Below are 21,467 nucleotides of genomic sequence, written 5' to 3' on the forward strand. Positions count from 1 at the left end.
ATACCCTTAGGGGTATTAATCCCGGGTGGGATCGACGACGCCGTCCGCGGTCAGAGCGCCGACGCCACTGGCCAGGCGGTGTGAATGGCGCCCTGGATGTAGTCGACGGCACCGGCGTCGCCCACCACGTGCACCTCGGGGACCAGCGGTCGCAGCTGGTCGGCGAGGGGCGCGGCGGCTGAGACGCCGGAGGCCATGATGACCATCGCGGCGGGCGCGCTCATCGTCTTGGTCTCGGTCACCGTGCCGCGGCGGTCCACCACGTCCATCTCGAAGTCGACGGTGTCGCGGGTGATCCGCGTGACCCGGGTGTTCCGGTGGATGGTGACGCCGGCTTCCTTGGCGTGGCGCACCGCGGTCCACCGGCGGGGCAGCGCCATCGGCAGGCCGAGCTGCTGACCGTCGTGCAAGAGCGTCACGTGGCGGCCGCGTTCGCCGAGGAACTCGGCCAACTCCAGTCCCACCAGCGAGCCGCCGATCACCACCACGTTGCGGCCCACCGGCAGGATGGTGCGGGTGAGCTTGGCGATGCGCGCCGGGGTCTTGGTGAGCCCGGTCAGCTTGCCGAGGCGACCGGCGGCGCGCAGGTACCAGGCCTGACCGGAGGTGTCGCCGACGCCGGTCATCAGAGCGCGCATGGTGTCGCCGGTGTGCACGTGCGACAGGTCGCCGCCCGGCACCGTCGGCCGGTCGCGGACGGCGCCGGTCGCGATCACCACGGCGTCGGGCTTGAGCGCCGTGATCGACGACGCCGTCGCCTCGGTGTTCAGTCGGATGTCGACGCCCAGGCGCGCCGTCTCACCGGAAAGCCATTCCAGCAGTGGGTAATTCGCGGGGGTGGTGAGCGACGAGAACCACAGCGTGCCGCCGAGACGGTCCACCTTGTCGAGCACGGTGACGCGGTGGCCGCGCTGCGCCGCGACGCGCGCGGTCTCCAGCCCGGCGGGGCCGGCGCCGACCACCACGACGTGCTTGGACACGGCGGCTCGGACGCGGGTGAGCGGAGTCTTGTCCTCGTCGCCCAGGGCCGGGTTCACCGCGCAGATCGGGGTGTCGTCCCAGAAGTTCTCCTGCACGCAGACGTAGCAGTTGATGCACGGACGGACGCGCTCGGGCGTGCCGGCGGCGAGCTTGTTCACCAGGTCGGGGTCGGCCAGCAGCTGGCGGCCCATCGCGACGAAATCGGCCTTCCCCTCGGCGAGCGCGCGCTCGCCGACCTCGGGGAGCACCCGGCCGACGGTCATCACCGGAATGGTCACGGCGGCCTTCACCGCGGCGGCGGTGTCGACGAAGGCGCCGATCTTGTCCGGCAGCGGGCCGTCGGTGAAGTTGGAGAACGGATTGCGGCCCCAGCCGGTCACGTCGATCGCGTCGGCGCCGGCGGCCTCGAACAGTTTCGCGGCCATCGTCGCCTCGGGGGTGGTGAGGCAACCCTCCTCGCCGTATTCGCTGCCGGAGACGCGGACCAGGATCGCGAGGTCGTTCCCGACCACGTTCCGAACCGCGGTGATCACCTCGCAGGCGAAGCGGGCCCGATTCTCCATGGAGCCGCCGTACTGGTCGGTGCGGCGGTTGTCGGCGCGGGTGAGGAAGCCGCTGAGGAGATAGCCGTGGGCGCAGTGGATCTCCACGGCATCGGCGCCGGCATCGCGCACACGCCGGGCCGCGTCGGCGAACTGCGCGGTGATCTCGGCGATGTCGTCGAGCGTCACCGCGTGATAGCTGGGCGCCTTGCCGCCGGTCACCGCCGCCATCTTGGCGAGCTCGTCGGGGGTGTTGTCGGCGAGGGCGCTCAGGTCGTATTGGTCGCGGGGTTCGGAGACCACCTGCAGCGGACGGTCCTGAATGGTGTCGATGCGGGCGACCTTGCCGTGGTGCACCATCTGCACGCACAGCTTGGAGCCGGCCGCGTGCACACCGTCGGCCAACGCCTTCAACCCCGGGATGAAGTGGTCCGACGAGAGGCCGGGTTCCTTGGTGCTGGTGCTGCCCGCCGGATAGCCCACCGAGCAGCAGCCGGTGATGATCATGCCGGTGCCGCCGGCTGCGCGGGCGACGAAGTGGTCGACGTCGCCGGGTTCGATCACACCGTCGGTGGACAGGTTCATGTCCATCGCCGACATGACGACGCGGTTGCTCAGCGTCATCGGGCCGATCGTGCCGGGGGCGAGCAGATGTGAATAGGAGTTAGTGGTGGGGGCCATGAGTCCACTGTATGTCCGGCGGCGGGACGTCGACCCGGGTTCTGCGGCGGATCGGCGTGGGCCATGCTGGAGGCATGACGCACACCGGTTCGGCCGACCTCGTCGCCACGCCGCCTCAGGATTCCTGCAGCGCGCCGACGTGGTTCATCGACTCCGACGATCCGCGGATCGTCGACTTCGCGACCGCCACCATCGCCGCCGCGGGCGCGCAGACCGACCGGGAGAAGGCGGTGGCGCTGTTCGACGCCGTGCGCGACGGATGGCGCTACGACCCGTACAGCCTCACCGACGACCCGGCGACCTTCCGTGCCTCCGCGGTACTAGTCGGCGGCCCCAACTGGTGCGTGCCCAAGTCGGTGCTGCTGACCGCGGCCTGTCGTGCAGTGGGGATCCCCGCCGGACTCGGTTTCGCCGACGTGCGCAACCACCTGCAGAGCGAGAAACTGCGCGCCCTGATGGGCACCGACCTGTTCGTCTACCACGGCTACAGCACCCTCTGGGTCGACGGCGAATGGCGCAAGGCGAGCCCCGCGTTCAACCGCGAGATGTGCGAGCGGTTCGGCACCAAGATGCTCGAGTTCGACGGCGCCTCGGACGCACTGATGCACGCGTACGACGTCGCCGGTCGCCGGCACATGGAGTACGTGCGCGACCACGGCCAGTACACCGACCTGCCGTTCGACCAGATGTTGACGGCGATCCTCGCGGCCTACGGTCCGGCGATGACCGGCGGCGTCGACGGTGTGGCCGACGTGGTGGACGAGGCCTTCCACGGCTAGAAGTACTGCGAACCGCCGTCGACGCTGAGGTGTTCGGAGGTCATGAATTTGGCGTCGTCGGAGGCCAGGAAGGCGGCGACGGCGGCGATCTCCTCCGGCTCGGCGTAGGTCTGCTCGGTGAAGGTGGTGGCCATCAGGTTGAGCTTCGGGTTGCTGGCGCCGGTGCGTTCGAGTTCGGCCACCATGTCCCCGCCGCCCATCGGGGTCGCGACGCCGCCGGGGTGAATGCTGTTGACGCGCACGTTGTACTGGCCGAGCTCGGCGGCGAAGGCGCGGGTCATGCCGGTGACCGCATGCTTGCTGGTGGTGTACGGAACCATGAACGGCTGGACCTTCTTGCCGGCGTACGAGCTGATCAGGATGATCGAGCCGCCGCCCGCGTCGATCACGTGCTGCGCCGAGACCATCACCGTGTTCCAGACGCCGCGGACGTTCACGCCGATCACGTCGTCGAACAACTCGGGCGAGGTCTGATCCCAGATCACCGGAATACAGATGCCGGCATTGGCGACGACCGTGGTGAGCTTGCCGAGCTGGGCGACGGCGTCGTCGACGATGGTGCGCAGGGCGTCGAGGTCGCGGACGTCGGCCTGCGCGGTGATGATGGTGCGGCCGGTCTCCTCGACGAGGCGTCGGGTTTCGGCGAGGTCGTCGAGGGTGGCCGACTCGTAGGGGACCGCGTCGGGGAGCGGCGCGGCCAGGTCGACGGCGATGATGTCGGCGCCTTCGGAGGCCATGCGCAGGCAGTGCGCCCGCCCCTGTCCGCGTGCCGCGCCGGTGATCAGTGCTACCTGTCCGTCGAGTCGTCCACCCATGATCTGCTCCTCAATCTCGTTGCGTGCGTATCGCTTTGCAGTCAATCGCTGTTCGACGACGCTGTCCGCCGAATCGGACATGCGGGGACATTGGTCCTGATCGATGTCGGATGCGCCTGCGACCATGCACGCAGAGCGGTCCGCAAGGGGTCCTGCGTAGGAGGGGAGCGACGATGGTTGATTTCAAGAAGTGGCAGTTCTGGCGGATGCTCGACGCCGACGGCGGCCTCGCGTGGGTCGCGGTGTCCCGGCCGGACGCGCACGCTCGGATCGATCGCGTGAAGTTCTGGACCCTGCTGCCCGGGCAGGAACGACTGATCGCCAACTGGTTCATCTCCGCCGACCACCAACTGCCGGAGGGCGAGCGGCAGTGGGAGCACGACTCGATCGACGCCTGGGATTTCTGCGACGCGGCCGCCGCGGTGCCCGAGCCGTCGAAGGACGACGTTGCGCGGATCACCCGACCCGAGCAGGTGCTGACCTTCGACCAGATCGACAGCATTCCGCTCGTCAAGGTCACCGGCAAGCGCGACCTGGAGAAGATCCTGCGCGCCCGCGCGAGCCGGTGACGTCGGGCAGCCGCCATGTCAGGTCGGCGCGAGGCCTGCTGCGGCGAGGCGCTCGAGGACGTAGGTCCACGGGATACGTTCCTGCTCCAAACGGAGGGACGCGGCGCGGACGTCCGCCAGCGCCTGCTGTTCGGTAGCGGTCAGGATCGTCGGTGCTTCGGTCGCCGGCGCGGGCTCAGGAATCGCCAGGTGCGTCCACCGGTGGAACGTCGCCGGGTCCATCAGCAGGCTGCGCACGTGCGGGAGCCGGCGGCGCAGCCGATCCAAGATGACGAAGCCGTGCGTGTCGAGGTCACCCCAGTAGACGACGTCGGCGTCGGCGAGCCAGCCGAAGTGCGCCATGGACGTGACCGCGTTGCCGCCGCCGTGCAGCGCGATGGTGTCGGCGATGGGTGGCAGCGCGTGCACGCCCTCGCGGTTCTCCAAGATCACGACCCGCGACGGGGCCACCGGCAAGGCGGCGAGACTGTCAATGGTGGCGGCGAACACACGGGGCATGCCGGGCAGGATCGCGTCGTCGAGAAGCGCGATCTCGTAGAACGACGGAAGCGTGCGAATACCGAGGTCGGTGGATCCGGTGGCACCGAGGACCAGGCTGTCGACGAGGCCACGATGCGCGGCGAGCCATTTGGTGTCGACGCCTTCGATCGGCAACTGGCGGATCAACAGCCCCGACTCAGGGTGGGCGAGAAGCCAGGACGCCGTCGCGAGAAGTCTCGTGAAGTCGGTGTCGGACAACGACTCCCAACGCTTGACGTTCTTCGCGACGACGGCGGGGAAGTCCTCGGGTGCCGCCAGCGCGGCCAGCGCATCGCGCCGGGTCCGCAGCCGCTGCCAGCGCGCGCCCGCGCCCGCGGAGCGGCAGATCTCCTCGACGCCGGTCAGCCGCAGTCGCACGGGAACGTCCTGGGTGCCGAAGCTCGGCCAGCGTCGGGGCTCCCAGTCGACGACGCCGGGCCCGGTGTAGTTCTGCCACAACCGGACCCACGCGCGGGCGGCATCCGGGTCGACGGCGACGAGTCGTTCTGTCGGCGGGTGCAAGCCGATGCTGACCGAATCCGTCTGTGCCGCAATCGGATCGGTCAGCCACTGGCGGAGTCGGGACCGCACGGCAGTGCCGGCGCGGTCCGCGGTCTGGGCCGGGCTGAGCTGGCGACCCTCGGTGTTAGCCATCGGTCGACCATTCGACGAGGTCGATCTGGGAGTGCTTGCTGTCGCGAATGCTGATGGTGGCGGCGCCGCCGATGTAGTCCTCCAACGTCTGCAGCAGCTTCAGCGGAGTGGCCAGCACCAGGTGGAAGCCGAACTGGTCGAAGACGTCGAGAGCGCGCCGGGTGTAGGTGGCGTCGGCGCGGTCGAAGGCCTCATCCAGGATCACCGTTCCGTAGCGCGGGACGCCGCTGCCGTCAGGGCTCAGCTGGTAGCGCAGGGCGGCGGCCAGACAGAAGAACACGAGCTTCTGGGCCTGGCCGCCGGACAGCCCGGCCGAGGAATCGTGATAGTTGCGGATCTCGCCGTCGTCGTCGAACTCCTCACCGATGAAGCCGACGTGCAGGCGGGTGTCGAGGACCTGGAGCCGCCAGCGTCGGTCAGCGGGTTCCGAGGAACCGAGGCGGTCGAGCAGTTCGGACATCCGGAGGAAACGGGCCTCGGCGTCGGCCTTCGACTCCTGTGCCCAGGAGCCCGTCGAGGTGGCGGTCAGGGCGTCGAGGAACTCGGCGGCCCGCTGCGATCGGCGTTCGCGGACCTGGATGCGCAGCCAGCGGTCGGTGTCGAACGGGGAGGCGCGCAGGGAGTCGTTGACCGGATCGATCCGGTCGCGAATCTCGCCCGGTGCCCGTCGGATGGTCAGCGCGAGCCGACCGAGATTCTGTGTGGACTGCTCCTTGAGCATCTCGAAGAAGCGGTTCTCGTAGTTGGGCAGACCTTCGGCGCGCAGCCGATTCAGCACGGCCAGCGCGTCGTCGGCGAAGTCCGGTTCGGCGCGCAGTTCGCCGGTTCTGGCGGACCATTCACTGAGGTACTTCGCCAGGACGCGGACGATGCCGTCGTTGGCGCGACTGAGCTCTCGGCTCGCGCGCTGCTGCTCCGCGGTGATCGCCTTGCTCACCGTGTGCAACGCGGAATCGACGTTGCCGCTGGTGATGCGGCGGGCGACGGCCCGGTACCGCTCGTCGAGCCGGAGGGCGATCGCGTCGGGCACCGGCTCGTGGTCAGTGGCCGCACCCTTGGCGAGCAGGTCGGTGCGGCGCGTGATCTCGGCGTGGTGTGCCCGCTCCGCAGAGACGGCCGCGACGAGGGCAGCCGCGGACTGTTCGGCGACGGCGGCGGCCTCCTCGTAGCGATGGGTCAGCGCGGAGTGCTCGGGGTTCTCCTGCTGCCACTGCGCGATCCGGGTGTCGAGCGTGTCGAGCTCGGCCTGCGCGCTAGCGAGGTCGATCTCCGGCCACTGGGCGTCGAGCACGGTCTGCGCGGCACGATTCTGGGCCGCGATCTGCTGGTCGGCGCGATCGAGCTGATCCAACCGCGCGGTGAGGGTGGCGGCCTCGGCGTCCAGCTCGTCGATCCGACTGCGCAGGTCGTTCAGCTTGTCCTCGTTGTCGAAGCCGAGTACCCAGCGTCGTCGGTCATCGATGGCACGTCGGTCGTCCTTCTCGTGCCGTTCGGCGGAGTGCTTGACCTGCCCGGCGCGGGTCACGGCGCGGTCGTGGGCGCCGAAGTCCCGGGAGTCGTCGATGCACGCGTAGTCGTACCGGTCGGCGAGGTGCTGTTGGAGCCATTCGGCCATCGGTCCGGGGGCGACGTCGACCTTCCGCACCAGCGAGGCGGGACCGGTTCGGCGCGGTGCCCGGTTGGTGTGCCGCGGGAGTCGTCGATAGACGAGGCGTGCGCCCATCCGGTTCTGGTCCACGGCGGCGGCGACTGCGCGATAGTGCTCGTCGGGCACCAGCAGCGTGCGCCCGAGCGGGCCCAGCACTCGCTCGATGGGGCCGATCCATTCGGACTGGTCGCTCTGGACCTGCAGCAGCTCACCGGCGAACGGGAGCAGATCTTCGGTCAACGATGTTGCTGCGCACAGGATCTCGCGTGCACGCAACAGTTCCGGGTCGAGGTTGGAGCGTCGCCGGGCGAGTGCTTCGCGGTCGGCGACGAGCGTGCGCGACTTCTCCTGCGCCTGAGCGCGTCGCGCGGAGAGTTCGTACAGCTCGCGGTGCCGGTCTTCGTGGCCGCGCGCGGAGTCGGTGAGCTGGTCTTCGAGCTGGCCCTGCAGGCGGGTGAAGGCCTCGATGTCGGACGGGACGCTACCGCCCCACGCGGTCACGGCGCGCTCGAGCTGGGTGCGCCGAGCCGTCACTCGGCGGACCGCCTCCTGCTGCTGCTCGCGCTGATTGTTCAGCACCGTCAAGCGGCCGCTGCCGAGCTGCTCGACGGCGACCTTCGCGTCGAGCACCGCGTCGCGGGCCTGCGTGTCGTCGGCGCGGGCCGCGGCGGTGGCTTCTTCGATGAGCGGGGTCTGCGAGGCGAGCTCGGTGAGTTCACCCCGCAGGATCTCGGCGGTGCGTTGCGCGTGGGCCGCGTCGAGCCAGGTGGCTTCCTCCTCGGTGGCGGTCGCCACGGCCAGCGACTCCTCCCGAGTGCGGGCCAGATCGGTGAGCGGGGCCAAGGCCTCGACTTGACGGCGGGCATCAACTACGACGCGGTGCGCCTCGCGCAGGTCTTGGAATTGCTCGACGGCCCGGTCGGCGAGGCCGAAGGTCTCCGGCGGGTCGAGCATGTAGTCGCGGAACAGCTGGTCGAGGCTGGCCAGGCTCTTGGCCGACAGGGTGCGGTGCAGAAGTCGCTGCGCGGACTCGGTGGAGATGCCGAGCCGGGACCGGAACTTGCGGGCGAACGGGGCGTAGGACGGATTGACGTCGGCTTCCGGCCAGCGCTTGCGGATGGCGCGGCGGTCGATCCCGTCGCTCATGAAGGGGAGGATGTCGGTGAGGTCGAGTTCGTCGTCGATCACGATGTGCAGGTGTGAGACGTCGGCGTTGGTGTTCTTCGCGCGGCCCAGATGCATCAGTTTGAGCAGGGTGACCGGCGGCTGGTCGTCGGCGGTTCGATAGGTGAGGGCGACGGCGCTGCGGGTGGCACCGGTGCGGAGGTAGCTGCTGACCAGCACGTCCGATTCGGCGTCGGTGTCCCGACGCCAGGCACCGCGGATGTAGCTGACGAGGGTGCGGCCGGACCGGTCGGATTCCTGCGCAGCGGCGTTGAACTGGACGCGGTCCCCGGACATCAGAACGGCCGAGATCGCGTCGAGCAGCGTCGACTTGCCGGAGCCGGAATTGCCGGTGATCAGGTAGCCGTCTCGGGAGATCGGGATCTGGTGGTAGCCGTCGAAGGTTCCCCAGTTGTGGATCTGGACGCGGGCCAGGCGGCGCTGTTCGGGCGCGGCGGTCATGACTGCTCCTGCTCGTCGTCGGTCGCGGCGAGAATGCGGTCGAACTCGGCGCCGACGAGTGCTACCTGCTCGGCGTCGAACAGTTGGCGGAGTACCGGGGAGATCTCCATGCGGTCTTCCGAGGTGGTCTTGTTCAGCAGGGAGTATTTGGTGAGCTTGCTCCACGACGAGTCGATCCGCTTGCGGTAGCCGGCCGGGTCGGTGTTGGTGTGGCGGCGGTACACCTCGAGCTGGTCGGCGATTTCGTCGCGATCGATGATCACGCGTTCGCCGGGTTGGGCGCGCAGCAGCAACTGGCGGAGCGCGAGCAGCATCACGGTGTCCATGAAGGTGAGTCGTTCGGTGCGCAGCACGCTCGGGGCGTCGACGGTCTCGCCGGTATCGGCAGGCCGGGTGAAGGCGATCTCGTTCTCCTCGTCGATCACCAGGTCGAGGAAGACGTCCGCGAGGCGGGACCGGAGGAGGCGTTGATCGCTGATCACGGTGCGCCAGATCTCGGCGTGCTTCGTCGACGTGATCAGCGGGCCTTTGAGGAGCTGGATCAGGGCGCGACGGCTCGGCAGGGCCAGTTCGCCGGTGTCACCGGGGTATTGCGCCGTCGTTGCGAGATCATCGGCCGAGGCGTCGTGGTCGGCGTCGGACGGAGGATCGTAGGGGCTCATCGTTGCAGCTCCGGGGCAGTCGGGTCGTACTGGTGGCGGGCGATGACCGCCGAGCGCGGGGTGCCGCGGACCGACGTCCAGGTGATGTGTTCGGTGCCGTCGACGCGACGTCCGTGCCGGGTGGCCAGGACCAGGAGCCCGACGACGCTGGCCAGGCCCTGCGTCGCGGGGTGGTCGGCGAGGACGTCGCCGACGGTGGCGTGGGCCTTGGCAGCGAGAAGGTCGGCGACGTTGGCGGTCAGTTCGTCGAAGTCGATTTCGGACTCGCGGACCAGTGCGCGGAGGGCGGCGAGGTCGGCCACCCCGGACTGGTGCACCACCACCTCGTCGGTGACGCGGTCGTCGGCCGGATTGTGCATGCGCAGCGACGTGATCGATTCGATCGCCATGCCCACCCGAACCAGGTCGAGGTCGAGGACGTCGAACGGTCGTCGAACTTCAGCGACGGCGGTGGCCTTCTGCTGCGCCGATCGGATCAGCTGCTGAATGCGGCGGTGCTCCTCGTAGGCGCGGGACTGCACGAAGTGGCGCAGTGAGCGGGACAGCGACGTCATGATCTCGTGGACCTCGCCGGCGGCGACCTCCATGTCGGTGAGCAGTCGGCGCAGCTTGCGACGCTGGTCGGCGTCGAGCTCGGCGGCGAACGGTCGGTCCAGGACGGCGGTGATCGCATCGTCGATCTCGGCGGAGCGGGCCGGATCGAGGATGGTGTCGTAGAACGCGGCGAAGCTGCGGCCGGAGTCGGACTCGGCGATCAGGTCGACACCGCGGAAGACGTCGCCGAGGGTGTCGCCGCGGTCGTTCTCGTCGTCGAGGATCCGCGCGCGCAGACTGCGGTTCAGTTCGTCGAAATCGGTGCGGACTCGCGCGAAGTCGGCGGGCACCTCGGAAGCGAGGGCGAGGATCTCGCGGGTGCGTTCGAGCGCGCGGGCCCCGCTGAGGACCGGGAAGTCGCCGGACTCGACGGCGGCGATCCGGCGGTCGAGCGCGTCGCGCTCGGCACGGAGTCGGGCGAGTCGGGACTCGGTGTCCGGATCGGAGTCCCGGGCCAGGGCGCTCAGCTGCGTCGACAGCGTCGACAATCGGGATTCGGTGACCGACGTGACGGGGGTGCGCAAGGAGCCGACGAAGTCGAGGGCGGCGAAGGCGCCGTCGGTCGGCTCCAGCGATTCTTCGCGGGCGGCGGCGGCGGAGGAGCGTCGCAGGAGGAACCCGGAGCGGACCCACTCGGCGCAGTAGCCCTGGCCCGTGTTGGGCAGGTCTGCTCCGCTGTCGCGGAGTTCTTCGAGGTCGGCGTCGAGGAGCGCGAACAATTCGGGGGCGGGGAGTCGTCGGACGCCGTCGCCGAAGTGCCGGCCGAGGAGCGCGAGGATCACCGGTGCGTTCTTTGCGCGCAGCAGGGCCCACGCTGCATCGTCGGAACGTAAAGCCGAGATGCGGTACACGTCGCCCACCACGGACATGACTTCCCCTCCGCTCTACCGGTCGACACCGGTTCTGAAGCTATGGAATCACGAGGGTCCGACAGTGGTTCGGAGACCGGCAGCATGGAGGCCTGTGGTGAGCAGGCCTGGTCTTGTGGCTTCCGCAAGGCCCAGCCGCCGTGCGGCAACGTAGGGTCGACGCGGAAGACCGACGCGCACGACGCGAGTAGCTGAGGGGGACACGTGGCGACGAGGGGGAAGACGAGCACAGGCTCGATGCCCACCGAATCGGTGCGGGGAATTCTCGCCACGGACGGCGAACGCGTGCAGTGTCACGAGTGCGGCGGCTGGTATCGCTCGCTGTCGAGCCACCTGCCCGTGCACGACCTCACGTCCGAGCAGTACCGATACGAGTGGGATCTGCCGGCCACCATCCCGCTGGCGGCGGACGCCCATCGGAATCTGGCGCGGGCCAACGCTTTGCAGCGGATCGACCAGGCCGGCGAGATGGAGCTGCCGCGGTTTGTTGCCGCCACCTATCCCGACCGCGGTCCGGTGGGCGCCGAGTACGAGGTGCTGGCGGAGGAACTGTGGTCGAGGAGGCTCGCCGACGCGGGCTGGTCGTCGTGGCAGGCCGCCGTCGACTGGGCCATCGAGCACGACAAGGGGTGGGCGGATATCGCCCGCAAGCTGGACATCACCCACCAGCAGGCGCGTGCGGTCGGGTTGGCCGACGGCGTGGTGCTGCCGCCGCTGTGGAAGCGTCGGGCGCGTGCGGCGGCCGAGCACGCCGAGCGGCACGGCAGTCTGCTGAACACCCGGGGAGCGTTGTCGAGCTGGCTCACCCAGCTGCGCTACGAGAAGGCGGCCGGCACGTTGCCGCGGCGGGCCGTCGCCGAGTTGGATCGGTTGGATCCGGACTGGTCGCTGGACCGGTCCGCCCGCAGCGCCGCCGCCCGCGAACGGAACATCGCTCGTGGCAAACAGCTGTCGTCGTTCGAGGACATGGCCGCGCGGGCGCGCGTGGCGGGTTTCACCGATCCCACCGACCTGCTGGCGCACGGCATCGTCGAACATCTGACGTCGACGGAGCTGGCTGAGCTGGTGCATATCCGCGGTGACTCTTTGCTCAAGCGGATCAGCGTGGCCAATCCGCGGGACCCGTTCGCTGCCACCGCGCACTTGCGCACCAGCGTCGCCGGGACGCTGGCCGATGACGGGCACCGGCTGCAGTGCCACGAGTGCGGATTGTGGTTCGGGTCGTTGACGAGACACCTGACCGGGCACGTCGACGACGACGGTGACCGCCTGACCGAGGACGGGTATCGCACGCGCCACGGGCTCCCGGCGGATCTGCCGCTGCGTAGTCGGGGCAATGTGCGCCGCGCCAAGGAAGACCTGTGGGGGCCGCGGCTGGCTCAGGCCGGATATGCCTCGTGGGAGGAGGCGATCATCGCTGCGGCGGCTGAGCACTTCGGGTTGGCGGAGCTCGGTGAACAGTTGGGTGTGCGCAGCGATGCGCTGCCGACGGTGATCGCGAAATCGATCTCCGGCGACCCGTGGGCGGCCAACAAGCCGTACCGATTGAGCAGGCCCGGAGTGCTGGCGCGGGACGGGGACTACTCCCAGTGCCACGAGTGCGGCCTGTGGTTCCGGCGGATCACGAAGCACATTCCGTCGCACATGGTGGACGGCCGGAAACTGGCGGTGCAGGCCTATCGCGAGCGGCACGGTCTGTCCGACGACCTGTGGGCGGCGGCCACCGCGCGGCCGACCGATCGCGAGCCCAAGGATCTGTGGACGGAGCGGTTGGCGGCGCACGGATACGGATCGTGGGAGGACGCGCTGGCGGATCTGGCGGCGCGGCACCTGAATCTACGTGACTTCGCCGATCAAGTCGGCGTGAAGGATTCGGTGGTGATGACCGAGCTGCTGCGCATGCGCCCGGATGACACCTGGGCGCCGACCGCGCCGTTCCGGCTGAGCCGGTTCGGGGACTTGTTCGACGACGGTGATCGTTCTCAGTGCCACGAATGCGGGCTGTGGTTCGCCAGCCTCGGACGGCACGCTCCCGCCCACCGCGCCGACGACGGCAGCCAACTGTCGTGGGCGCAGTATCAGGAGCGGCACGGCACTACCCGGCCGGCGAACTGGCGCAGGACGTAGTTCGGTGCCTCGGGCCGACCCGGATGGGTGATGCGGGCATGGCTCGTCGACCGGGGGAGGCCGAGCACTCTCACGGTGCAGGGCCTCCCCGGATTTCTCCGGTTGTCGATATGAACTTCTCAAAGAACGCGCACCCTCCCTCGTGGAGGGGAGAGCAGGTAGAGCTGTCGCCCTACTTACAGAGTAAAGCCACAATTAATGGGAACACATGTACGATTTCTACAGAGTTTCGATGGCATCTTTGTAGGGTTTTGAGGGAACCGTTCCGGTCCGTCGCGCTCCGAGCGTCGGTCGTGCCGATCGCTCTCCGCGCGCTGCTCGCCAACCTGGTGACGGGCGCGAACGGAATGCTGATCTCGGCCATCGTGGTGATGGCCGGCTGACGTCCGACCGCACCGTCTCGGTCGGTGGGGTTCACGTTCTCCTCATCCCTACTCATTGGATCAGCATTTCTGCGAGTTGTGCGACGACGTCGTCGGCCATCACGTCGACGTCGACATTATCGGGCAGGTGGTAGGAGAGGTGCTCGACGAATCTGCGGTGGGGCACCAGACCGACGACTCGGACCCCGACGTCGGCGACGCGGACCAGTTCGTCGCGCACTGGATCGCCAGAGAGCATTCCGTCGGACAGGATCACCAGGACGCGAGAAGTGCCGCAGGGGCGAGCCCAGCGGGTGTAGTCGTGCAGCGCCGGGAGTAGCGCGTCCGTCGCGTCGGCGGCGTGGGGCACGGCGATCTGGTCGGGCCCGACCGTTGGCAGCGTGTAGGCAGCGGCGTTGAAGACCCAGGTCTGGACCCGTCCGGTCTGCGTCGGGACGGCACGATCGAGCGCCCACCCGGCGGTGGCGACCCGGTCCATCTGTGCCCGCATCGAGCCGGACGTGTCGACGATCAGCCCGAGATCGATCGGGGCGGACGGTTCGGATCGTGTCAGCGTCCGGTGCCATGGGCTCGCGGTGACGCGCAGCCCGAGATCGTGTTGCGCGGTGGCCCGTACCAGTTCGGCCATGTCGATGGATCCCGGCGGGGCTTGCCACGGGACGGTGACGTCGAGGTCGTCGAGTTCCTGGTTCCCTAGCAGCCGCGACTTCAGTTGTGCGGCAGTGGCGTAGTCGTCGGGAGCCGCCGCCCGCGCGGTGTACGACTCGGCGGGCAGGGGTCGCACGGTGAGCCAGTCGGAGGTGCGGGAGCTTTGGAGGCGCGCCCGCCGCAGCCGAGCATTTCGCGGCCCGTCGTAGAACGACGACGGCGGCCGTAAACGAAGATCCTCGGCGGTGTTCGCGGAGGGGGCGGTGGTCGGGGGCTGATCGTCGGATGCTGCACCGGAGCCGGAGGTGGTTGCTTCGCCGAGGTTGCGGCGCGCGATCGCGTGCACCTGTTCGGCGAGTGCAGCCTGTTGCTCGTGGTCGTCGTCGTTCAAGCCGATGGCTTCGACGGTGAGCGTCCGAAGCAGGGCGGCGTCGTCGTCGGGCAGCAGCACGACGGCGCGAGTGACGCTCTGCCAGGCCGCTGCAGCGTCGAGCGCGCCCGCCAGCATGCGCCCGACGACGCGGATGAAGAGTCGAATCGCGTCGAGCGCGTCGGTCGGTTCCGTGGATTCCAGCAGCGGCCAGCACGGAACGGCACCACGGACGGCGGGGTCGTCGTGGGCGAGTTGGATCCGGTCGATCCGTGGTTCCTCGAGGATCGCCATCCAGTCGGCGACCGGTGAGGGAAAGGCGTGGGGTCGGGTGTGATCGGCATGGCCGGCCGCGCGGGCCAGTGCGCCGCGCACTGCGGGGAACTTCAGCACGGCGGTCGGCCGGGGCGCGAGCTGCGGTCGATCGTCGGGGTGCACCAGTCGCCCGAGGTTGAGGGTGATCACGGAGGTGGCGGGGCAGTAGCGGGCGTCGGTGTCGAGGTGATCGTCGAGCGTGACGACGAGGTCGTGTCGAGGACTGATCCGTGCGATGTGAGCGGTGAGGTGGGCGGCGATCTGTGCGTTGGTGGAGTTCATGGCGAACATCGTCGTCGGTGCCCCGGACGGGCTGCGGCACCTGCCTTCTCGGCGCCCGACGATCCGTTGTCCTCATCGGGGAGCCGAGTGCTTACTGGAGAAAATTGCTGGTCAACGAGTTGCCGCAACCTGGCGGACCCCTTTGAGAGCGTAGGTCCCGACCACGTTTCCTCCACAGAAGGGCAAGACCATGACTCGCAATCCCCTCATCCCGATGGCCGTCGACCAGAACTACAACGAGACGCGCATCGTTTACCGCAACCAGGTCGACGGCGTCTGGACCATGGTTGTGCGGAACACGGGCGGCTGGTACCCGTACGACGAGCCCGAGCGTCCTGTTGTGACGCGCACGTACTCGTCCGGTGTCAACGCCATGCGCGGCCTGATGATCGGCCCCGACTTGCTGATGGGCGACACCTGGCAGGTCGACGATGCCGACACCGCGCTGGGTTCGCACACGGTGGAGCTGTTCCACCTCCCGGCGGCAGTGGATGCCGACGGCACGCTCGCCGACGTCGACTCGGTGCTCGAGTACGTGAAGGTGCAGCCGGGTGTGCACATGTACGCCGAGCGTGCGGCAGCCGAGATCGAGGCCGCCGAGGCGGTGCTGGTGTCCAGCGACTTCGCGGACGCACCCCGCGACGGCGATCCGTCGTCGTTCCGATCGGTGCCGACGGCGACCGGCAGCTATCAGCCCCGCCCACTGTTCGGGATGAGCGACGTGGAGTTCCTGCGCGAGCTCCGGACCGTGCGCGGTCATGCTCGTCTGTCCGGTCCGCCCGGCGCCGGCAAGACCACGGCGGTGCTGGCGGCGTTCAGTGACGACGTGGTGTCGGTCCAGGGGCATCGCGGATTGACGGTGGCTGCGCTGTGCGGACAGTATCTGCCGCACGACGGTGGCTGGCGCTGGTCCGACGGGCCGCTGACGCGTGCCATGCGGGAGGGCAAGGTGCTGCTGTTCGACGAGCTCAATCGTGCGCCGGCCGATGTCGACGATGTGCTGCTGTCCGCGCTGGATCAGCGTCGCGAACTGATTCTTGCGGACCGTCCGGATCTGCCGGCGATCACCGCGCGGGACGGGTTCATGGTGGTCGCCACCTACAACGAGGGAGACGCGAAGGTGCGGCCGCTGGCGGCAGCACTGTTGCGCCGCTTGAACATTCACGTGCGGGTCGACTCCGACTACGGGATCGTCCGGGACATGGGGGTGCGCGCCGATCTGCTGCGGGTGGCCTACAACCTGCGGTCGTCGGCGCATGATTTCGGCAATCGGCACCGGTCGGAGCCGGCGTGGCATCCGCAGACCGCTGATCTGCTGGGCGCGCAGTCGATGGTCCGCTTCGGACCGCAGGCGACGTTCACCGCGCTCACTGCGTCGTGCGCCGACCGCACTCGCCTCGACGAAGCCGCGTCGGTGTTCTCCTCGGTGGTCGGCTTCCCGGTCCGGTCGGTCGCGGTGCTCGGCGAGGACCAGACCCCGGTCTGCGTGGTGCCGGATCGGCGCGTGCGGATCACGATCGACGAGCATGGCGGCGACCGTTGGATCAGCTGGGTGCGCGACGACCGCGACGACCTGTCCGCGGACGGATCGTGGTCCGGAGACCCCGGGTGGATCGAGGCGGCGAAGAACGCGCTGCTGACGCGGTCCGACGTCCTCGTCGCGCAGCCCGGCCTGTACTACCGATTCGGTCCGTTCACCGGCGACCGAATCGTCGAAGACATTGCTGCGGCGATGATCGCCGCAGCGGGTCCGCGGGGCGACTGCGCGGAAGCCATTGCCGAACTGCCGGCCGAGCTGTTCGACGACGACGCCCCCGCCGACGCGATCTATTAGTCCGGACCAGCGGTACCGATCACCACTTCTCTGCCCCGGGCCGGGGGCAGAGAAGTACGGAAGGAAGAGTGATGAACGACGACGCCCCAGACCTCATCGAGCCAGACCTCATCGAGGCAGATCCCTTCGAGGCGGTCACCGATACCCTCGGCGAAGCCGCGATCCTGCGGCTGAGTGCCGAACTGATGACCGCAATCCTCACCAGGATCGAGGCCGAAGGTCTCACGCCCCGCGCCGCCGCCGAGCGGGCTCGGATCACCCTGCCGCACATGCGCGAACTCAGTGCCGGTCGGATCGCCGACTTCTCCCTGGACGCGCTGGTCGAGATCGGGGTGGCCTTCGGCGTGCGCGCCACGGTCGTCTCGCTCTAGGGGAGGCAGCGCGCTAGCCGTAGCTGCTGTTGATGAGCAGCTCGATGACGTAGCCGGGGCCCAGCTCGGGGTGCTGTGTCCAGCGGTGCAGGTAGGGGCGCATGAGTTCGCCGACCTCGTCGGCCGCGAGGAGCTTCTCGTCGAGGATGGTGGCGAGCACAGTTCCCAGGTGTGATCCGTCGACGCCGTTCGCGGCGGCGAGATCGGTGATGATGCGGCTCGGGGTGGACACAGGCAGTCCGTCGACCAGATCCCAGTCGCGCCCGGCCAGACCCGGGTCTCCCGCAACCTCCCACACGATCTTCGGCGTGCGCGGCAGTGGGTGCAGCGCCGTGAGAATGAGGTAATCGGTGGTGATCGTGCCCAGATTTCGGACCATCGCCGCCGACTGGTGGCTGACCACCGACTCGGGGCTGTGCCGCCGCTGCGTGATCGGGGTGTGAAGATCGATGGACAACCATGCCGCTGCCCAGTCTTCGATGCGGAAGATGTCGACGTCTTCGACCACCCATAGCTCGTCGGGTGTCTTCCACACCTGCTCGCGGGCGGCTGCGGCCTCGAGTTGTTCGACGGCGACCCCGTAGCGCGCAGCCTGCTCGGTGCTGACGATGCCGAAGGTCTCTTTCGAGGCCTCGCGGAGGGCTGTCCAGTGTCGGTCGACGGTCATGCGCCGACGCTATCGACCCGCGCCGAACCGCTGCGGCATATCGCGTGCGCCCGTCGGAGAGCCAGGCCCTATCCCCGGAAACTGGCGATGAGCAGGTCCATGACGTAGTGCGGACCTAGTTCAGGTTGGTGGCTCCAGAAGTGCAGGTACGGGCGCATGATTTCGGCAAGCTCGTCGGCAGTGAGGAGTTGTTCGGCGAGGATGTCATAGAGCACCGTGCCCAGATGCGAACCGTCGACACTGCGGGCGGCGGCCAGGTCGGCGACGATCCGGGCGGGGGTGGCCACGGGAAGTCCGTCCACCAACTCCCAATCCACACCTTGCCGGCCCAGTGCACCGACCATCTGACGCACGATCGCCGGCACCCACGGCAGTGGCTGCGCCACGGTCAACATGAAGTCCCGTGTGGTGACGTCGCCGATACTGAGGATCATCGCCGCTGACTGGTGGCTGACGAACGACTCAGGGTTGGCGCGCCGCAGACTGATCGGGGTGTCCAGGTCGATGGCCAGCCATGCGGCCGCCCAGTCCTCGATGCGGAAGATGTCGACGTCTTCGACGATCCACAGCTCGTCGGGCGTCTTCCACACCTCCCCGCGGGCTGCTGCGGCCTCGAGTTGCTCGACAGCGATGCCGTAGCGCGCCGATTGCTCGGTGCTGACGATGCCGAAGGTCTCTTTCGAGGCCTCACGGAGGGCTGTCCAGGGTCGATTGTTGATCATGCGCCGACGCTATCGACCGTCACCGAACCATTGCGGCACACCGCGTGGCGGCCTCGAGGGCCCGGGCACTCGGTCGGTCGCCTACCACCGCTCGATGGTGTCTTCTTCCACCAAGGTGACCTGGCCGTCGTCTTCGGCGACAAGGAATTGGACCTTGCCGAATGGAGTGTTGACGTCTTCGATGAGGAGTTCGCCCTCGACGACGCGGTCCCGGTCGTCAACGCCGAGAGGGACGACTCCGGGAAGGCCGTTGTGCCGGCCGTCGAAGTTCCACAGTCGTGCGCGGACCCGGCCGTTGCTGCCAAGTCGTCGTGGGGTCACCGGATTGCCGTCGTCGTCGATTGCCCACTCGTAGCCGCAGCTGCTGCATGCTCGGTCGGCCATGACCTCGGGGAGACAGCACCCTCCGAACGACACCCATGCCGGGCTGTTCTCGTAGGTCGCCTGGGTGGGCATGCCCCAGAAGAAGTGGGTCACTTCGCCGCTTCCGCACTTCGGGCAGTTGCTGCGCGGCTCGTCGTAGGCGAAGGAGTCGGAGGACTTTGCGGTGGGATCCGGCGGCAACATCATGCGAGCAGTGTGTCACCTGCCTACGACAATTCTGGGCTACCTCCCTGTAGTGAAAACGAGAACCTATCCGCAGGTCAGGTCCATGCGGACCGCCTCGGCAATGGTCGGGTGCAGTGCCACTCGCTTCTCGACGCGGTCCGTAGTGAGCTCGTCGTCGACCACCTTTGCGCCCATCACGATGTCGAACCAGGAGGCTCGGTCGTTGACGAGGCGATACATCTTCTCGTCATGGGTTCCGGCGAGGTAGGGCTCGTAGACGATGATCCTTGCCGATCTGCTCCGCGAGCGCACCGCAACCTCGACTACTCCATCTTGCGGTCCCTACTGCACTGCGACCAGCTCGCCGATGGACTCATCGCAATCTGAAATTGGAAGCACCATCAATCCGCCCCCAGCTCGCGCCCGTTCCTTGTGCGAACCTGCATAATACGCACACAGCCACGTGGGAAGGCATCGCCAAATGCAGCTCTTGTACGTTGTCGATCTCGATGTTGAAGGGGACAGTGCATTCGATCGTGTCATCGCACACCTAGCGCGGTGGCTGGGAAGCGCCGAAGTGCACCTCGCCCCAGAGGATCTCTTGACAAGCGGTGCTAGCGCGCTCGTGCCCGCTCGGACTCCCCATGGGCAATTCGCTCGCCATGGCGAGTGGGAAGTCGTGGAGGTTGTAGGTCACCGTGCGCTGAAGTTCGTTGTGTCGCAGGCGGCTGGTACTGACCTCGAGGTTACGACTCGGATCACAGTCACAGAGATCGATGGCGCTATACACTTCCGTGTCGGTATCGGGCGTGAGACGACACGCCAGAACCTGGTGCCGGTCGGTGCGACCGATATCTACCAGCCTGGCATTCTGCGACTTCTTGATGAGGATGAGCATCTCACCCTTCGAGCCAGAGGTCAGCTTGTCAATCGACGCTATATCCCAGTGAAGACGGTGGGAGAGGCTCAAGCTGTCGCCGAGGTCCTCTCCGGTGAGGAACGGCTGCCGCTGGCTCTCATTCATGTGAGGTCGAAGGAGACATGGGATTTGGCGGGCGAACTCGCCAGGAAGCTGCTGGGGCTCGTCCGCACGGTGACAGTCAACTTCGAGACAGCGAGCGTCATCGCCGGGGCACACGCGGACGCTCGGGTTCCTTTCGGCGGGCTCGCTATCGTCTGGCCCGGTCTGAAAGCTCCGTCGTTGACCGTGTCGGCGGAGCAACTAGCTGACCTCGGGGCTAATAGCGTTCGTCAAAATCTCATGCAACGGCTCGGTGTGCTCGCGGCGCTCGGCAACGGCGAGGACACAGCGTGGCGTCGAGTTCGGGCTGCCGCCGATAGTGCGCGGATCGCAGAGCTTGCTGCCCAGGCGGCTAGTGCCCGTGAGGGCGGCGATACGGAAGGTGAGATCGCTGCGCTGAAGGAGCAGGTCGACGCGTTACAGGCCACCAACGTCGAGTTCGAAGATGTCCTTGAAGGCATGATGCAGGAAGCTGCAGCGAGTCGCGACCGCGTGCGGACGTTGGAATCTGAACGAGACCGGGCGCGCGAGGAAGCGCAGATGTGGCAGGACTCGTACAGGAACCTCTCTGCAGGTAAGTCTGTGGAACCCGCTGAACCGATGGACGTCTGGGCCGCGATCCCAGATCTCGTTCCGCGCACAGCCCCTGAAGCGACGTTCCTCGCGATTTCCGATGCGGCATCGGAACGAATCGTGTTCACTGACCGGGCGCACAAGTCGTGGTCGGACATCGATTATCCGGAACCGGATGACATGACCGCGCAGCTCATAGCGCTCGCACGGGCAGCGGTCGAGCTCTACGACGGCGAGGTGGGGAGCATTCCCCATCTCGACGCGTGGTTCAAGGAGCGCCACGGTCTGAGCATTGCGCTGACTGATCAGACGATCACCAAGTTCAGGAGGAAGGAGATGCGCTGGCTCAACAGCTTCGAGTTCGAAGGCGAAGTTCTCAACGCTACTCCGCATGTCAAGGTGAACGATGCCGTCAGTTTCAACGAGTGCGGACGTATTCATTTCGCGCTCGAAACAGAGAAGCACCGACTCGTCGTCCAGCATGTCGGGATCAAGACCTACAAGTAGAGCGCCAGCCGGTGAGAGCTCCATTCACAGTCATGGCGCACAATTGCGATCGTGTTTTCGTGGTGCGGCAGGGCCCCATAGGGCGCTGGCAAAGAGGGGCGGTGTCATAGCGTCGTAGCAACACTGCAGGCCACCAGGGGTTGCAGGTAGCACGACGGG

Annotated in this window: 17 protein-coding genes; 6 read left to right on the forward strand and 11 right to left on the reverse strand. The window is 67.8% G+C overall.

From position 1 onward, the window contains the following. Nucleotides 1-50: 50 nt before the first annotated feature. The gene (locus MUG78_RS10885; RefSeq protein ID WP_246994708.1) at nucleotides 51-2,204 is read right to left on the reverse strand and encodes an NAD(P)/FAD-dependent oxidoreductase; all 2,154 of its coding nucleotides are present in this window, start codon (nucleotides 2,202-2,204) and stop codon (nucleotides 51-53) included. A 74-nt stretch (nucleotides 2,205-2,278) separates the two neighbouring features. Here MUG78_RS10885 and MUG78_RS10890 point away from each other — a divergent pair, with 74 nt between their 5' ends. Further along, nucleotides 2,279-2,983, forward strand: coding sequence for a transglutaminase-like domain-containing protein (locus MUG78_RS10890; protein WP_246994711.1), 705 nt, complete (start codon nucleotides 2,279-2,281; stop codon nucleotides 2,981-2,983). On the opposite strand, the gene MUG78_RS10895 is transcribed toward MUG78_RS10890, so the two are convergent. Next, nucleotides 2,980-3,798 carry a mycofactocin-coupled SDR family oxidoreductase gene (locus tag MUG78_RS10895; RefSeq protein WP_246996973.1) on the reverse strand — a complete coding sequence of 273 codons (819 nt, stop codon included), beginning with the start codon at nucleotides 3,796-3,798 and terminating at the stop codon, nucleotides 2,980-2,982. The two genes, MUG78_RS10890 and MUG78_RS10895, sit on opposite strands and share 4 nt — an antisense overlap. A gap of 173 nt (nucleotides 3,799-3,971) precedes the next feature. On the opposite strand from MUG78_RS10895, the gene MUG78_RS10900 reads away from it, so the two are divergent. After that, a complete protein-coding gene (locus MUG78_RS10900; protein ID WP_246994712.1) occupies nucleotides 3,972-4,367 on the forward strand; it encodes a hypothetical protein in 396 nt (131 codons plus the stop codon). Nucleotides 4,368-4,385: 18 nt separating this feature from the next. On the opposite strand, the gene MUG78_RS10905 is transcribed toward MUG78_RS10900, so the two are convergent. From MUG78_RS10905 to MUG78_RS10920, 4 genes are read right to left on the reverse strand one after another with little or no spacing between them, the layout of a single operon-like run. After that, a complete protein-coding gene (locus tag MUG78_RS10905; protein ID WP_246994714.1) occupies nucleotides 4,386-5,540 on the reverse strand; it encodes a Wadjet anti-phage system protein JetD domain-containing protein in 1,155 nt (384 codons plus the stop codon). Then, entirely contained in the window at nucleotides 5,533-8,814 is a 3,282-nt protein-coding gene (locus tag MUG78_RS10910) for an ATP-binding protein (RefSeq protein WP_246994716.1), read from the reverse strand. The genes MUG78_RS10905 and MUG78_RS10910 overlap by 8 nt, the downstream gene beginning before the upstream one ends. Next, on the reverse strand, nucleotides 8,811-9,476 hold the full coding sequence (locus tag MUG78_RS10915) for a DUF4194 domain-containing protein (protein ID WP_246994718.1): 666 nt from the start codon (nucleotides 9,474-9,476) through the stop codon (nucleotides 8,811-8,813). Before MUG78_RS10915 ends, MUG78_RS10910 begins: the two co-directional genes overlap by 4 nt. Continuing rightward, nucleotides 9,473-10,939, reverse strand: coding sequence for a DUF3375 domain-containing protein (locus tag MUG78_RS10920; protein ID WP_246994720.1), 1,467 nt, complete (start codon nucleotides 10,937-10,939; stop codon nucleotides 9,473-9,475). Before MUG78_RS10920 ends, MUG78_RS10915 begins: the two co-directional genes overlap by 4 nt. Before the next feature lie 237 nt (nucleotides 10,940-11,176). Between MUG78_RS10920 and MUG78_RS10925 the strand changes: the two genes are divergently transcribed. Beyond that, the gene (locus tag MUG78_RS10925; protein WP_246994722.1) at nucleotides 11,177-13,066 is read left to right on the forward strand and encodes a MucR family transcriptional regulator; all 1,890 of its coding nucleotides are present in this window, start codon (nucleotides 11,177-11,179) and stop codon (nucleotides 13,064-13,066) included. 435 nt (nucleotides 13,067-13,501) lie between these two features. Here MUG78_RS10925 and MUG78_RS10930 read toward each other — a convergent pair whose 3' ends face one another. Further along, nucleotides 13,502-15,064: a vWA domain-containing protein gene (locus tag MUG78_RS10930; protein WP_246994724.1), complete on the reverse strand. Its 1,563-nt coding sequence runs from the start codon at nucleotides 15,062-15,064 to the stop codon at nucleotides 13,502-13,504. Between the two features lie 190 nt (nucleotides 15,065-15,254). Here MUG78_RS10930 and MUG78_RS10935 point away from each other — a divergent pair, with 190 nt between their 5' ends. Next, a complete protein-coding gene (locus tag MUG78_RS10935) occupies nucleotides 15,255-16,898 on the forward strand; it encodes an ATP-binding protein (protein WP_246994726.1) in 1,644 nt (547 codons plus the stop codon). A 71-nt stretch (nucleotides 16,899-16,969) separates the two neighbouring features. Beyond that, on the forward strand, nucleotides 16,970-17,269 hold the full coding sequence (locus tag MUG78_RS10940) for an XRE family transcriptional regulator (protein WP_246994728.1): 300 nt from the start codon (nucleotides 16,970-16,972) through the stop codon (nucleotides 17,267-17,269). A 13-nt stretch (nucleotides 17,270-17,282) separates the two neighbouring features. Here the strand turns inward: MUG78_RS10940 and MUG78_RS10945 are convergent, their stop codons facing one another. The 4 genes from MUG78_RS10945 to MUG78_RS10960 form a co-directional block, all read right to left on the reverse strand. Then, nucleotides 17,283-17,936, reverse strand: coding sequence for a hypothetical protein (locus MUG78_RS10945; RefSeq protein ID WP_246994730.1), 654 nt, complete (start codon nucleotides 17,934-17,936; stop codon nucleotides 17,283-17,285). 68 nt (nucleotides 17,937-18,004) lie between these two features. Further along, a complete protein-coding gene (locus tag MUG78_RS10950; RefSeq protein WP_246994731.1) occupies nucleotides 18,005-18,658 on the reverse strand; it encodes a hypothetical protein in 654 nt (217 codons plus the stop codon). An 81-nt stretch (nucleotides 18,659-18,739) separates the two neighbouring features. After that, nucleotides 18,740-19,228 (reverse strand): hypothetical protein, encoded by a 489-nt coding sequence (locus MUG78_RS10955; RefSeq protein WP_246994733.1) that lies wholly within the window; start codon nucleotides 19,226-19,228, stop codon nucleotides 18,740-18,742. Between the two features lie 63 nt (nucleotides 19,229-19,291). Continuing rightward, nucleotides 19,292-19,519 (reverse strand): hypothetical protein, encoded by a 228-nt coding sequence (locus MUG78_RS10960; protein WP_246994735.1) that lies wholly within the window; start codon nucleotides 19,517-19,519, stop codon nucleotides 19,292-19,294. A gap of 169 nt (nucleotides 19,520-19,688) precedes the next feature. Between MUG78_RS10960 and MUG78_RS10965 the strand changes: the two genes are divergently transcribed. Continuing rightward, the gene (locus tag MUG78_RS10965; RefSeq protein ID WP_246994737.1) at nucleotides 19,689-21,308 is read left to right on the forward strand and encodes a hypothetical protein; all 1,620 of its coding nucleotides are present in this window, start codon (nucleotides 19,689-19,691) and stop codon (nucleotides 21,306-21,308) included. Nucleotides 21,309-21,467 lie beyond the last annotated feature (159 nt).

The organism is Gordonia alkaliphila, assembly GCF_023017165.1.
Lineage (GTDB): Bacteria > Actinomycetota > Actinomycetes > Mycobacteriales > Mycobacteriaceae > Gordonia > Gordonia alkaliphila.